Origin of the sequence: Nonomuraea glycinis (genome assembly GCF_014646515.1) — a bacterium.
GTDB classification, from domain to species: Bacteria; Actinomycetota; Actinomycetes; order Streptosporangiales; family Streptosporangiaceae; genus Nonomuraea; species Nonomuraea glycinis.
The window spans coordinates 315,930-330,179 of the sequence record NZ_BMNK01000003.1 but is presented as its reverse complement, the minus strand read 5'-3'; the positions used below and the strand labels follow the sequence as shown (position 1 = coordinate 330,179).

At 70.6% G+C, this 14,250-nt stretch carries 10 protein-coding genes; 7 read left to right on the top strand and 3 right to left on the bottom strand.

Annotation, left to right across the window (positions count from 1 at the left end):
- Positions 1 to 92: 92 nt before the first annotated feature.
- Genes IEY87_RS11085 through IEY87_RS11075 form a run of 3 tightly spaced genes read left to right on the top strand, consistent with a single transcriptional unit; the run spans position 93 to position 3,597 of the window.
- Positions 93 to 599, top strand: a complete 507-nt coding sequence (locus IEY87_RS11085; RefSeq protein WP_189138467.1) for a PadR family transcriptional regulator — start codon at positions 93 to 95, stop codon at positions 597 to 599.
- Entirely contained in the window at positions 596 to 1,327 is a 732-nt protein-coding gene (locus IEY87_RS11080) for an ABC transporter ATP-binding protein (protein WP_189138466.1), read from the top strand. The genes IEY87_RS11085 and IEY87_RS11080 overlap by 4 nt, the downstream gene beginning before the upstream one ends.
- Positions 1,324 to 3,597 carry an FtsX-like permease family protein gene (locus IEY87_RS11075; protein WP_189138465.1) on the top strand — a complete coding sequence of 758 codons (2,274 nt, stop codon included), beginning with the start codon at positions 1,324 to 1,326 and terminating at the stop codon, positions 3,595 to 3,597. The genes IEY87_RS11080 and IEY87_RS11075 overlap by 4 nt, the downstream gene beginning before the upstream one ends.
- Here IEY87_RS11075 and treS read toward each other — a convergent pair.
- Both treS and IEY87_RS11065 read right to left on the bottom strand, forming a co-directional pair.
- On the bottom strand, positions 3,584 to 5,293 hold the full coding sequence (gene treS, locus IEY87_RS11070) for a maltose alpha-D-glucosyltransferase (protein ID WP_189138464.1): 1,710 nt from the start codon (positions 5,291 to 5,293) through the stop codon (positions 3,584 to 3,586). The two genes, IEY87_RS11075 and treS, sit on opposite strands and share 14 nt — an antisense overlap.
- A gap of 272 nt (positions 5,294 to 5,565) precedes the next feature.
- Positions 5,566 to 7,215 (bottom strand): asparagine synthetase B family protein, encoded by a 1,650-nt coding sequence (locus IEY87_RS11065; RefSeq protein WP_189138463.1) that lies wholly within the window; start codon positions 7,213 to 7,215, stop codon positions 5,566 to 5,568.
- Positions 7,216 to 7,285: 70 nt separating this feature from the next.
- Here IEY87_RS11065 and IEY87_RS11060 point away from each other — a divergent pair, with 70 nt between their 5' ends.
- Together IEY87_RS11060 and IEY87_RS11055 are read left to right on the top strand one after the other, a co-directional pair.
- Positions 7,286 to 9,130, top strand: coding sequence for a hypothetical protein (locus IEY87_RS11060; protein WP_225276927.1), 1,845 nt, complete (start codon positions 7,286 to 7,288; stop codon positions 9,128 to 9,130).
- Between the two features lie 7 nt (positions 9,131 to 9,137).
- On the top strand, positions 9,138 to 9,791 hold the full coding sequence (locus IEY87_RS11055; protein ID WP_225276992.1) for an anticodon-binding protein: 654 nt from the start codon (positions 9,138 to 9,140) through the stop codon (positions 9,789 to 9,791).
- 61 nt (positions 9,792 to 9,852) lie between these two features.
- Here IEY87_RS11055 and IEY87_RS11050 read toward each other — a convergent pair whose 3' ends face one another.
- Positions 9,853 to 11,124 (bottom strand): RNA-guided endonuclease InsQ/TnpB family protein, encoded by a 1,272-nt coding sequence (locus tag IEY87_RS11050; RefSeq protein ID WP_189138462.1) that lies wholly within the window; start codon positions 11,122 to 11,124, stop codon positions 9,853 to 9,855.
- Positions 11,125 to 11,523: 399 nt separating this feature from the next.
- On the opposite strand from IEY87_RS11050, the gene lysA reads away from it, so the two are divergent.
- Together lysA and IEY87_RS11040 are read left to right on the top strand one after the other, a co-directional pair.
- Positions 11,524 to 12,906 carry a diaminopimelate decarboxylase gene (gene lysA / locus IEY87_RS11045; protein WP_189138461.1) on the top strand — a complete coding sequence of 461 codons (1,383 nt, stop codon included), beginning with the start codon at positions 11,524 to 11,526 and terminating at the stop codon, positions 12,904 to 12,906.
- 14 nt (positions 12,907 to 12,920) lie between these two features.
- Complete coding sequence (locus tag IEY87_RS11040; RefSeq protein ID WP_189138902.1) at positions 12,921 to 14,195, top strand: homoserine dehydrogenase; 1,275 nt, start codon at positions 12,921 to 12,923, stop codon at positions 14,193 to 14,195.
- The last annotated feature ends 55 nt before the right edge of the window (positions 14,196 to 14,250 follow it).

The following is a 14,250-nucleotide window of genomic DNA, read 5'->3' as shown; positions in this document are numbered from 1 at the left end:
TGTTAGGTAGATGCATTCATGTTAGGCAGCTAGTAATCTGGTGGTCAACGGGTGTCCACGTAACGCATCCGTAACACACGGGGAGGTGAGGTGTGCGGCTTCACCTGCTTGCGCTTCTGGCGAAGGAGCCTGCCCACGGCTATGAGCTCAAACAGGCGCTCGAGCAGACCTTCGGCAGCGCCTATCCATCGCCCAACATCGGGCAGATCTATGTGACGCTGGGCCGGCTCGAGAAGGACGGCCTCATCAGGGCCGTGGACGTCGAGCAGTCCAACCGGCCCAACAAGAAGGTCTATTACCTCACCGCCAAAGGCCGCGACGTGCTCACTCTATGGGTGGATGAGCCTACGGAGGGTCCGCGGGTCCGCGACGAGTTCTTCATGAAGCTGGTCCTGGCCCCGCTCACCGGCATCGCGGACCGGATGGCGCTGATCAACCGCCAGCGCCGCCACTACCTGTCGCTCATGGGCGACCTCAACGCCCTGCTCGACGAGACCGAGCCGGACGATCGGGTGGCGACACTGCTGATCGAAGGTGCCATGCTGCACCTGCAAGCCGATCTCGAGTGGCTCGAACGGTGTCAGGAGGACCTGGCATGACCCATGCCGTGCTGAAGACGGTCAATCTCGTCAAGGTCTACTCCGGCGGCGCGGTCCCCGTGCACGCCGTACGAGGGGTGGACCTGGTGGTGGAGCCGGGGGAGTTCATCGCCGTGATGGGCCCGTCAGGGTCCGGCAAGTCCACGCTCGTGCACATGCTCGGCGGGCTGGACGCGCGCACCAGCGGCGAGATCTGGGTCGACGGCAAGCGCGCCGACACCCTCTCCGAGAGCGCGTGGGCGCTCTTACGCCGGAAGAAGATCGGGTTCGTCTTCCAATTCTTCAACTTGGTCGCCAACATGACCGTGACCGACAACGTCGAGCTGCCCGCACTGCTGGGCGGGGCCTCGCCCCGGGTCGCCCGCGAGCGCAGGGAGCACCTGCTCGGCGCGCTCAACCTCACCGACCGCGCGGACGCCTCGCCCGCCCAGCTCTCGGGCGGCGAGCAGCAGCGGGTCGCCCTGGCCAGGGCGCTGGCCAACGAGCCGAGCGTGCTGCTGGCCGACGAGCCCACGGGCAACCTCGACAGCCGCAACACCCGCGACGTGCTCCGCCTGCTCAGCAAGGTGCACAAGGACGGCCAGACGATCATCATGGTCACCCACGACGCCCGGGTGGCCGGCCTGGCGGACCGGGTGATCTGCCTGCTGGACGGAGAGATCGTGGACGACGGCCGGATCGCCCGCCGGCGCACCGGGACGGCCGGCGCGGTGATCGACCTCCGATGAGCACAGCACGCGCGGGCGGCCGCTGGATCCGGGCCGACCTGCGAGCCAGAAGGGGCCAGGCGACGCTGACCGTGCTCGCCGTGGCCGGCATCGTGGCCGCCCTGATCACCGCCGTCACCCTGCTCGAAGACGGCACGAACCCATGGCGCAGCCTGTTCGCCCAGACCGACGGCGCGCACGTCTGGTTCTACACCAAGGACAACTCCGCCCAGGTGGCGGGCACCCGGAGCCTCGACGGGGTCACCCAGATGGCCGGCCCCTACCGGTCGGCGCCCGTCACGGTCGTGCGGGACGGCAAGAAGCAGCCCGCGGCGCTGCGCGCGATGCCCGCCACACCCCCTCAGGTGGCGCACCCGGTGGTGGCCGAGGGCAGCTGGCTGGACCCCGCGCAGGCCGACGGCGTGGTGGTGGAGCGCTCCTTCGCCCGCGCGCTGCGCCTGCGGATCGGCGAGCCGCTCGCCATCATCGCCCTCAGCGGCGAACGCCACCCGCTCTACGTACGCGGCATCGCCGACTCCGCCGAGCAGGGCTTCTACCCGGCGTGGGCGCCCGGCCTGGCCTGGGTGCTGCCCCAGACGCTCGACCGGATCGAGCCGATGCTGGGCCGCAGCGAATGGGTGACCGGGCTGCGGCTGGCCGACGCCGAGGCCGCCCAGGTGGTCTCCCAGCGGGTCGTCGTCACGCTGGACGACCAGGTCCAGCGCCTCTACACCTGGCGTGAGGTCCGGGCCGCGATGGAGCTGGACAACCGGCTGCTCGGCACGCTGCTGGCGCTGTTCGGCGTGGTCGGGCTGGTGGCCGCCGCGCTCGCGCTGGCCAACGCGGCCGGCGGCCGGGTGCTCGGCCAGCTCCGCGACCTGGCCACGCTCAAGTCCATGGGCTTCACCGCCGCGCAGGTGGCCCTCTTGCTCGTGGTCGAGCACGGCGCGCTCGGCCTGCTCGGCCTCGCGCTCGGCACGCTGGCCGGCTGGGGCTTCGCGGTGGCGCTGCTCGGCGCGACCTCCGTCGCGCCGATGCCGGTCCTGTCCATCGTCGCGGGCACCGCGCTGGTGGTGCTCGCCGCCGTCGGGCTGCCCGCCTGGCGCGGCGGTCGCACCCCGCCGATCCCGGCCGCCCCCGCGCAACCCCTGCGCGGCCACCTGTCCCGCCTGGCCAAGCTCGCTCTGCTGGTACGCCTGCCGCCCGCGCTCGTCCTGGGCAGCCGGGACGCCTTCACCAGACGGGTGCCCGCGTTCCTGACCGCGTTCGGGCTCGCCGTGCCGATGATGATGATTACCATCGGGCTGGGCGTGTGGGCCACGCTGGACAACTTCGCGAACCACCCCGACCAGGTGGGCCAGCACGCCGCCCTGCACGTCGGACCGGGCAAGCTCGAATCGGCCGCGGCCGAACAGCTGGTCAAGGCCGACAAGGATGTGCGGGCCGTCTATCCGGCCGCCGACGTGAACGCCCTGGCCGCCGGTGAAGGCCGCTCGGTGCGGGTGCGGGCCATCGGCGGCTCGGCGGACCCGTACCCCTTCCCGGTGGTCGAAGGCCGGATGTACGGCGAGCCGGGGGAGGCGGTCGCCGGTCAGGGGCTGCTCGACCTGCTCGGTGTGCGGATCGGCGACCGGGTACGGCTCACCGTGGGCGGTTCGCCGCTGATCGTACGGATCGTGGGCCGGGCCATCGAGCCGGACCTGGACGGCGAGGTGCTGTCGGTGGGGCTGGACAGCCTGGCGCCGAAGGACTCCGTGCCGCCCGAGTTCTACGCGCTGGCGCTGAAGCCCGGCGCGGACCGGGGAGAGGTGGCGGCCAGGCTGCTCGCCCAGTCGAGCGAAGGGCTGGACGTGCAGGCGGTGGTCAACCCGGCCGACCGGCTGGCCATCATCCGGGTGCTCATCGTGGCGCTGATCGCGGTGCTCGCCCTGATCGGGCTGGCCAACCTGCTCACCGCCAGTGCGCTCGGGCTCCGCGACCACGCCTTCGACCTGGCCGTGCTCAAGGCGATGGGGCTGACGCCGCGGCAGGTCATGGCCACGTTGGTGACCGGCACCGGCCTGCTGGTGGTGCTGGGCGTCGCCGTAGGGGCGGCGGCCGGCGCGTCGGTGGTGACCTGGCTGATCGACCTGCAGGGACACACCAGTGGGGTGGGGGCCGGAATCGGCCGCCCACCCTCTGGTCTGTCCCTGTCGATCGCCGTGCTGGTCGCCGTGGGCACGGCCCTCGCCGTGGCGCTCATCCCGGCCCGTCGCGCGGCCCGTGCCCAGGTGCCGGTTACGGCACGTTGACGCCGCCCTCACGCTTGAGCGCGAACCAGTAGAAGCCGTGGCCCGGCAGCGTGAGCAGGTAGGGCCGCGGCCCTACCTCGGGGAAGTGCACCCCGCCGCGTGCCTCGATCGGCGTCATGCCCTCGAACCTGCGCAGATCGAGCTCCACCGGCTGGGGGAACTTCGACAGGTTGTTGACGCAGAGCATCACGTCGTCGCCGTCCTCGCGGACGTAGGTGAGCACGCTCGGGTTGGAGGACCACATCTCGGTGTAGGCCCCGACGCCGAAGACCGGGTGGTTGCGGCGGATCTGCAGCATCCTGCGGGTGAAATGGAGCAGTGAGCCCTCATTGCGCTGCTGCGACTCCACGTTGACCGCCTGGAAGCCGTAGATCGGATCCATCACGGCGGGCAGGTAGAGGCGCCCCGGGTCGGCGGTGGAGAAGCCGGCGTTGCGGTCCGGGCTCCACTGCATCGGCGTGCGCACCGAGTCCCGGTCCTCCAGCCAGATGTTGTCGCCCATGCCGATCTCGTCGCCGTAGTACATGACCGGCGAGCCCGGCAGGCTCAGCAACAGGGCCGTGAACAGCTCGATGCGGTCCCTGTCGTTGTCCAGCAGCGGCGCCAGCCGGCGGCGGATGCCGAGGTAGGCCCGCATGCGCGGGTCCTTGGCGTACTCGTTGTGCATGTAGTCGCGCTCTTCCTCCGTCACCGTCTCGAGCGTGAGCTCGTCGTGGTTGCGCAGGAAGATGCCCCACTGGGCGCTGTCGGGCAGCTTCGGAGTGCGCGACATGATCTCGGAGATCGGTTCGCGCGTCTCCTTCTTGACCGCCATGTAGATGCGCGGCATCAGCGGGAAGTGGAAGGCCATGTGGCACTCGTCGCCGCCGACGGTCGGATCGCCGAAGTATTCGACGACGTCCTCCGGCCAGCCGTTGGCCTCGGCCAGCAGCACCCGGTCGGGGTAGAGACGGTCCACCTCGGCGCGCACCTTCTTCAGGTACGCGTGCGTCTCCGGCAGGCCGGAGCACGCGGTGCCCTCCCGCTCGAACAGGTAGGGGACGGCGTCCAGGCGGAAACCGTCGATGCCGAGGTCGAGCCAGAAGCGCAGGACCTCCAGCATGGCCTCCTGCACGGCCGGGTTGTCGTAGTTGAGGTCCGGCTGGTGGTGGAAGAAACGGTGCCAGTAGTACTGCTTGCGGACCGGGTCGTAGGTCCAGTTGGACTCCTCGGCGCCGATGAAGATGATCGGTGCGTCGCCGTAGGCGGTCGGTTCGTCCGCCCAGACGTAGAAGTCGCCGTACGGCCCCTCGGGGTCGTGCCGGGATGCCTGGAACCAGGGATGACGGTCGCTGGTGTGGTTCATCACCAGGTCGGTGATGATGCGCAGGCCGCGCTCGTGCGCGGCCTCGATCAACTGGACAAAGTCCCCCAAGTCTCCGAAGTCCGGGAGGATCTTCATGTAGTCGGAAATGTCGTAGCCGCCATCGCGCAGCGGCGACTCATAGAGCGGCAGGAGCCACAGGCAGTCGACTCCCAGCCACTCGAGATAGCCGAGCTGGTCGATGAGACCGCGCAGGTCTCCGGTGCCGTCTCCGTTGGAGTCCTTGAACCCCCGGACGAGAACCTCGTAGAACACCGCCCGCTTGTACCAGGAGGGGTCCTCCGAGACGAAGGTCTCGGCGACCGGATCCGGCGATGGGGATGCGTTGATCATAATGTCGCTCACAGAAGGAGATGTGGGCAGGACGAAGTCACCGGTTTCCCCGGCGTTGTTATCTGGTGACCGCGCCGCTTGGGGTCGTCATCCCTGCGAACCCATGCCCTTGACAGGACCGGATTTGTGACCCGGTGCCCGCTTGTGCGGCGCTTACGGGCCGAACACTACCAGCCCGTTGGCTTTCCGGAACCCGCTTGTGCTGTGCGAGCTGTAATACCCAAGAGATCTCTGCGTAATCGTGATGTTACCGACCGTTCTTCTCCCTGTAACTAGAAGGGGGCAGACAGGTCGTCCAGGTCGGATTCGTGGTCATTGAGCCAAAGGCCGAAAAGGACCAGCCCCCGCACCCAGAACCGGTCGTTCCAGCCGCTGAACCGGGTCAGCGCGTCGGGCCCGCCCGCGATCACCTCGTGCAGCTCGTCCGACAGCAGGCCGGGCACCCGCGTGGCGACCACGCTCAGCATCTCGTGCGAGTAGGCGCGCGCGGGAGCGGCCGTGGAGCGCAGCGGGACGCGCCGGAGCGGCTGCTTGATCACGTTCGTCGACGGCAGCGCCGCCACCCGGGGGTTGGCCGCGTGCAGCACCTCGCGGTAGAAGCGGCCCTTGTCCTTGCGGGCCACGCCCACCGAGAGCGCCGCGTCGAAGAAGTCCGGATGGATGAACGGCGCGGCGAACGACGACTCCGGCCCCACCAGGTTGACCGCCGAGCGCGCGATGCCCCGCACGGTCCGCGTGTGCAGCACCGACAGCGGCAGCTCCGCCCGGTGCCCGTGCAGCATCGAGGTGGCGGCGGCGAACTGCTCCTGCACCGTCTCCGCCATCCACTGCGCGGCGGCCTTGGACAGCATCGGCTGCGACGGCGCCCCGAGACTCAGCGAGCCCAGCACCGCGGCCGACCGCTCGGCCTGTGTGGTCGCCTCCAGCGCGGCCCCGCTGACCATGAAGTTCTTCAGCAGCGGGCCGCCCGCCAGGCCGTCGACCAGCACCCGGCCGGCCTGGTGCACCTGCTGGGCGAACGGCGCGTACCAGGCGTGGTGCGGCGTCAGGTATTCGAGCCTGCGGGCCACCTCCCGCGCGTCCTGCGGGTAGTCCGCCGCGTCCTGCATGATCACCCGGTGCGGGATGCCCAGCTCGCGGGTGATGGCGCGGGCGAAGGCGATGTCGGTGTCGTTGCCGTCGTCGGGGCTCGTCGTCCACGACTCCACGTCGAACCCGCGCGCCATGGCCACGCTGCCCAGCAGCCGCGAGTCGTAGCCGCCGCTGATCGGCACCAGCAGCTTGCGCCCGTCGTAGTCCTTGTAGACCTCGTGCAGCAGCTCGACGATCTCGCCGGCGCTGGTCCACGCCTCGTAGGGCTCGCGCCGCAGCCAGCGCGGCAGCCTGCGCTCGGTGGCCAGCCTGCCCTGGTCCCACACCAGCGCCCCGGAGCCCGGCAGCCGGCTGATGCCCGCGTAGGGGGTGGCCTCGCCCAGCGGGAAGGTCACCTGGAGGATCGAGGCCCAGGCCGACCAGTCGATCGCGATCGGGACCAGCGAGATCAGCGGCTGGATCAGGGAGGAGAAGTAGACCGCCTCGCCGACCCGTACGTAATAGACGTCGACCAGCCCCAGCGCGCCCGCGTGCAGCGTGATCCGGGAGCCGTCGCCGATCAGACCGGGAGTCTCGTACGTCTCCGCGACCGACATCCAGTCCTCGACGCGCTGGCCGCGCTCCAGAGCGGGCCTGCGCTCGCCCCAGGAGAACGCGAAGGCCGCACCGGCCCGCTGATAGGGCGGCAGCGGCGTGGAGCTGTAGAGCGCCGCCTCGGCCGTCTGGAGGGCGGGCCTGACCCGGGGCCCGGCGGCGGACAGTTTGCCGAGCAGGGCCTCGTCGACCCGGCCCAGAGCGCCACAGATGTAGGGCCGCACGTTGAACTGCACCGGATCTCATCCCTTCGAGCCGCTTCCGGCAAAAGAGTATCCTTTGCCGGGCTGAGAGACGGAGGTCCACGTGTCCATCGAGCTGGAAAGCACGCGCAGGGCGTTGCGAGATGCTGTCGCGGAGGCAGAGCACGCCGCGGAGCTGGCCAGGCTGCTGGCCGCCGCCCAGAGCAGGCTGGCCGAGGCGGAGAGCCGGGCCACAGAGGCCAAGGAGCTGTCCGAGAAGCTGAGTGAGGCCGAGGAACGGCTGGAGGACGAACGCGCCGCGGTGGACAAACTCCGCAAGGAGCTCGCCGAGCAGCGCTACCAGGCGGAGGTGGCCAACTGGAAGCTCTCCTCGATCAAGGTGGCCCGCTGGAACCGCCTCGGTGACGCCATCAAGAGCGGCAAGAGCAACCCGATGCGCCTGGCCAAGGGGCTCAAGGGCGCCACCAGGCCGGTCAAACGCCCCGTCGCCCCCAAGCGCAAGCCGGTCGCCGGCGGTCAGGCCAAGGAGGAGCGCCCCGGCGCCGCCTTCCAGGCCACCACCTCGACCAGGACGCTCGGCGGCGCCTCGTTCAAGCTCAAGCCGTTCCGCGTCCCGACGGGCCCCAACACCCGGCCGCACATCACGGCGGCGGTGATCGCCGAGCCGCACGTCGAGGCGCTGCTGCGCTACGAGTGGCGGCAGAGCACCGGCTTCACCCCGCGCGACTTCGCCAGGGTGCTGCCCCAGGAGGTGCCCCACCTGCTCATGGTGGAGTCCGTGAGCCAGGGGCCCTGGGCCGAGGAGCTGCGGGGCGAGCCCGGGGAGGGGCTCAAGGCACTGCTGGCCTGGTGCGCCGAGCGGGGCATCCGCACCGTGTTCTGGCACACGCAGGGCGACGTCGCCACCTACGCCGCCGCGGCCGAGCTGTTCGAGCACCGCTTCACCACCGATCTGACGGTCGGCTGGCCACGCCTGCAGTTCGGCGTCCAGCCACGGGTGCACAACCCGCTGCCGCTGGCGGGCGGCCGCATCGACCGGGTGCTCACCCTCGACCAGCTGCTGCCCGGCCACCTGAGTTACCCCGACGTGCTCACCTCCTACCGCTGGCCCGCCGCGGTCGACTGCCCGCCCGGCACCCCGCAGTGGCGGCTGACCGAGCTCGCCGCCTGCGGCACCCCGATCGGCGACGACCCCGACACCCGCCGGGCGCACGTGGCCCTGCGCCGGGCCTACAGCGGCGGCACGATGAGCGACCGGATCGACGCCATGCTGGAGGCGGTCGGCCTGCCCGGCGCCCGCGCCACGCTGGACGTCTCGGTGCTGCTCGTCATCCCCGACGCCACCCGCATGGAGCACGCGCTGGCCCAGCTCGCCCGGCAGAGCGGGGTGGTGCAGGCCATCGTCATCGGCCCCGCCGAGGCCGAGCAGCGCGCCCGCGACATGCTGCCGGACGCCGAGGTGGTCTTCCGCCGCCTGCGCCCCGACCTGACGGTCGGCGCCATGCTCGGCCACGGGCTCGACCTGTGCGAGGCCGACCTGGTCGCGGTCATGGACCCCCGCGACGTCTACGGCGGCCACTACCTGGCCGACCTGCGCCGCGCCTTCCTCTTCAGCACCGCCGACATCGTCGGCAAGGCCGCCTTCTACGCCCACCTGCGCAAGCCGCAGGCCACGCTGCTCAAGCAGCCGGACGCCGAGTACGCCTACCTGCCGGAGATCGCCGGGGCCACGCTGCTCGCGCGCCGCAACGCCCTGCGCGAGGTGGGCTTCGCCGACCTGACCGACGGCTGGGACGAGGTGATGATGCGCCAGTGCCGCCAGGACGGCATCAAGGTCTTCTCCGCCGACCGGTTCGGCTACGTACGGGTCCGCGAGCAGGACCGCTGGCTGCTCGGCGCCGCCCACCTGGTCGAGTACGGCTCCGCCGAGCCGCACGCGCTCATCTGACGCCGTGATGTCCGGGGTTCCCGGCGAGTCCGGCCCTGTGACGCCTGGGCGGCTGGCTGTGGTGCTCGGGGAGCCGGCGGTGCCGGAGGGGACGTGGGAAGCCGAGGCCGCCTTCGTGTCCGCTGCCGCGCTGCGGCGGCGGATCCCGCCCGCCGAGCTGGCCGGGCGGGTCCGGTCGCTGCCCGGCGTCGCGGAGGTGGCGGTGCGGCCCAACGGGTTCCTGCGGATCGTGGTGGCGGTGCCGGGAGCGCTGCTGGCCGAGGTCGAGCCGCTCGGCCTGCCGGATCCCGGCTGGCCGGACTTCCCCCGGACCTGGGACAACCCCGGTTTCGTGGTGCGCTACGGGCATGCCCGCGCGGTGGCGGCGCGGCGGTGGGCCCGGGAGCTCGGGGTGCCGATGGGCGGTTTCCGGCCCGAACTGCTCGACGATCCGTACGACCGGGCCGTGCTGAGGGTGCTGGCGGAGCTGCCGGGGCGGCTGGCGAGCCGGGATCCGGGGTGGGAGGCTTACCTGGTGCGACTGGCGCTGGCCTACCATGACGCGCACGAGCACGCCCCGGCGGCGCCGATCGGGGACGAGCAGCCCAGCGCGGTGCACGGGGCGAGGGTGCGGCTGGCTCAGGCCGTACAGGATGTGCTGGTGGGGCCGGATCGGTTTTGACTTCTCCCCGCCATGGATGGCGGGGTTCTCCCGTCTCGCGGCGGGGTGTTTACTGCTGCTTCTACGCCGCGTGCGCGGTGGAGGTTTCGGGCGGGGCCAGGGTCGGGATCGCCTTACCTGGTCTTACCTGCCCTTCACAGTCGTTTCGGGTGTCCGCCAGCCCGGCGGCCACGTCATGCACCGACCTCACATCGTTCAAGTCGTTCAGGCGGATACCTTCGGCCAGGATGTTGAGTGCGGCGGCGATGTCTCGGTCGTGGTGTTCGCCGCAGGAGAGGCAGTCCCAGGCGCGGACGTCCAGGCCGGGTTTCCCGATCCGGTGGCCGCAGCAGGGGCACAGCTGGGAGGAGGGATACCAGCGGTCGATGGTGATGAAGGTGCGGCCGTAGCGGGCGGCTTTGCCTTCCAGCAGGCGCAGGAAGGTGCCCCAGGAGGCGTCGTTGACGCTCTTGGCCAGCCTGCCCCGCGCCAGCCCCCGCACGGCCAGGCCCTCGACCGCCACCGCTTGGTTCTCGCGGACGATCTTGGTGCTGGTCTGGTGCAGGAAGTCCCGGCGGGCATCGCTGACCTTCGCGTGCTGACGGGCGACTTTGATGCGGGCTTTGGTGCGGTTGGCGCTGCCCTTCTTCTTACGTGCCAGGGCACGCTGGAGCTTCTTTAGCGTGCGTTCCCTGCGGCGCAGCCATTTGGGGTTGGCGATCTTCTCGCCGTTGGAGGTGACCGCGTAGTGGGTCAGGCCGAGATCGACCCCCGTCTCCGCATCACAGCGAGGAAGGATCTTGCCGTCGTCCGGCACGTCGACGACAAAGGATGCGAAATAACGGCCCGCCGCGTCCTTGACGACCGTCACGCTGGACGGCGCGGTGGGGAGCTCGCGCGACCACCGCACCTCGATCTCACCGATCTTCGCCAGATACAGCATGCCACCGCTGGGGCTGCCGGTGCGGAGCCTGAACGCGGTGCGGGTGAACCGGGCCGACTGGCGGTGATCACGGCGGGACTTGAACACCGGCAGGCCCACCTTCGGGCCTTTGCGCTTGCCCGACACCGAGGCGAAGAAGTTCGTGTAGGCCACGTCCAGGTCCCGTAGCGACTGCTGCAACGGCACCGGCGACACCTGTCCGAGCCAGTCCCGCTCAGGAGTCCGCTTGGCGGCGGTGATGCACAGCTTCTGCAGCTCCGTGCCGCCGATCCGCTTCCGGTCGCTCTTCCACGCGGCCTTACGCCGGGCGAGCCCGTCGTTCCACACCGCCCGGACGCACCCGAACAACCGAGCCAAAGCCCCCTGCTGGGGCGCGTCCGGATACAACCGGTAGTTGTAGCGCAGCTTCACCGAACACCACCCCCTCCATGACTGCACCACACGACTGCTAACCCTGTGCAATGGGCCGCATACGTTCAGCGAACTCGAACATAATAACGACTGCTCCCGTGGCCGCGCTAGGCGAATACCGACGCGGCATACATCGACCAACAGCGCCGATCAACCTGACCGTTCGTGGTCCGCGCCACGCGCTCCTCGCCACCCCCGCCCACCAGCGGGCCATCCCCTGACGGGAACCGCATTCACCCCCCGGCCCGAAGGTCAGGGCTTTCTGTCAGCCTTGGAAAGATAAAAAATATTCGGTCAAACGGCGAAAAAGCGTAAAAAATCCGCTCGTGTACGGTGATCGTGTCTCGATACGTGGGCAGCGTGTCCGGGGCGAACGGTGGTTCGGATAGCCTCGTTCGGGTGAGTCGATTCGCCCATCCTGCCGGGGACCGTCACGCTGAGACGCCGCCCCACGAGCGCCCCCCGCTGGCGCCCGCCGACCTCAACCGGATCAACCCCGCGATCTGGCCGCGAACGTCGAGCCGGGTCGAGGGCGCGCTCACGGTCGGCGGCCTCGACGTCCGCGAGCTGGCCCGCGAGTTCGGCACCCCGCTCTACGTCCTCGACGAGGACGACGTACGCTCCCGCATGCGCGACTACGCCACCGCCTTCGCCGGGTCCGAGGTGCACTACGCCGGCAAGGCGTTCCTGTGCAAGGAGATCGTCCGCTGGCTCCAGGACGAGGGCCTCGGCGTCGACGTCGCCAGCGGCGGCGAGCTGGCCGTGGCGCTCAGCGTGGGCTTCCCCGCCGAGCGCATCACCCTGCACGGCAACAACAAGTCCGCCGCCGAGCTCACCAGGGCGCTGGAGGCCGGCGTCGGGCACATCGTCGTCGACTCCTACGAGGAGATCGCCCGGCTGGGCTACCTCGCCGAGCGGCACGGCAAGCGGCCCAAGGTGATGGTCCGGGTGACCACCGGGGTCGAGGCGCACACCCACGAGTTCATCGCCACGGCGCACGACGACCAGAAGTTCGGCCTGTCGCTCAACAGCGGCGCCGCCGCCGAGGCCGTGCGCCGCATTCTGGCGCTGCCCTCGCTGGAGCTCGTCGGCCTGCACTCGCACATCGGCTCCCAGATCGTCGACACCGCCGGGTTCGAGGTGGCCGCCCGCCGCCTGGCCTCGCTGCTCGTGCAGATCAAGGAGGAGCACGGCGTCGTGCTCCCCGAGCTCGACCTCGGCGGCGGCTACGGCATCGCCTACGTCGAGGACGACGAGGCCCCCGACATCAAGCTCGTCGCCGACGGGCTGCGCGAGATCGTGCGCAAGGTCTGCACCGACGCCGGGCTGCCCGTGCCCCGCCTGGCCGTCGAGCCCGGCCGCACCATCGTCGGCCCCGGCGGCATCACCCTCTACGAGGTCGGCACCGTCAAGGACGTCGAAGGGCTGCGCACCTACGTCAGCATCGACGGCGGCATGAGCGACAACGTCCGCACCGCCCTCTACGGCGCCGAGTACACCGCCGTGCTGGCCAGCCGCGAGAGCACCGCCCCGCCCATGCTCAGCCGTGTCGTCGGCAAGCACTGCGAGAGCGGCGACATGGTGGTGCGCGACTGCTACCTGCCCGCCGACCTGGCTCCCGGCGACCTGATCGCGATCGCCGCGACCGGCGCCTACTGCCGGTCGCTGGCGAGTAACTACAACTACCTGCCCAGGCCCGCCGTGGTCGCCGTCGCGGACGGCGAGGCCCGCGTGATCGTGCGGGGCGAGACCGAAGACGACCTGTTGAGAGGGCAACTGTGAGCAAACCGTTGAAGGTGGCCCTCCTGGGCTGTGGAGTCGTCGGCTCGCAGGTCATCCGGCTCATCCACGAGCAGGGCGCCGACCTGGCCGCGCGTATCGGCGCCCCGCTGGAGCTGGCCGGGGTGGCGGTCCGCCGCCTGGGCCGCAAGCGTGACGTCGAGGTCGACCCCGCGCTGCTCACCACCGACGCCGAGTCGCTGGTCACCCGGGACGACATCGACATCGTCATCGAGGTCATCGGCGGCATCGAGCCCGCCCGGACCCTGATCACCGCCGCCCTGTCCCGGGGCAAGTCCGTCGTGACCGCCAACAAGGCGCTGCTCGGCGAGGACGGCGCCACCCTGCACGAGGCCGCCCGCACCGGCCACGGCGACCTCTACTTCGAGGCCAGCGTCGCCGGCGCGATCCCGCTGCTGCGCCCCTTGCGCGAGTCCCTGGTCGGTGACCACGTCAACCGCGTCCTCGGCATCGTCAACGGCACCACCAACTACATCCTGGACAAGATGGACTCCACCGGCGCGTCGTTCACCGACGCCCTGGAAGAGGCCCAGACCCTCGGCTACGCCGAAGCCGACCCCACCGCCGACGTCGAGGGCTTTGACGCGGCGGCCAAGGCGGCCATCCTGGCCGGCCACGCCTTCCACAGCCGGGTCACGGCCGAGCAGGTGCACCGGGAGGGCATCACCGAGATCACCGCCACCGACGTCGCCTCCGCCAAGGAGATGGGCTACGTCATCAAGCTGCTGGCCATCTGCGCCCGCTCCGATGACGGCCGCTCGATCGGCGTCCGGGTCCACCCCGCCATGATCCCCAGGACGCACCCGCTGGCCGGGGTCAGGGAGGCCTACAACGCGGTCTTCGTCGAGGCCGAGTCGGCCGGGGAGCTCATGTTCTACGGCAAGGGCGCGGGCGGCGCGCCCACGGCCTCGGCCGTCCTGGGCGACCTGGTGGCCGTGGCCCGCAACCGCCTGGCCGGCACCCGAGGGCCCGACGAGTCCACCTACGCCTCCCTGAAGGTGCACCCGATCGGGGAGACGGTCACCCGGTGCCATGTGGCGCTGGACGTGGCCGACAAGCCCGGCGTCCTGGCCACGGTGGCCGAGCTGTTCGCCAAGCACGACGTGTCCATCCAGACGGTCCGGCAGGAGGGCCACGGCGACGACGCCCAGCTCGTCATCGTCACCCACCGCGCCACCGACGCCGACCTGACGGCCACCATGGAGGGCCTGCGCGAGCTGGACGTGGTCCGGGCGGTGGCGAGCGTCATGCGGGTGGAGGGCGACGAGTAGCTCTCACCGGGGTCCGCCCTCGGCGGCTTTCGCGTGCAGCGACTTCCATAAAGCA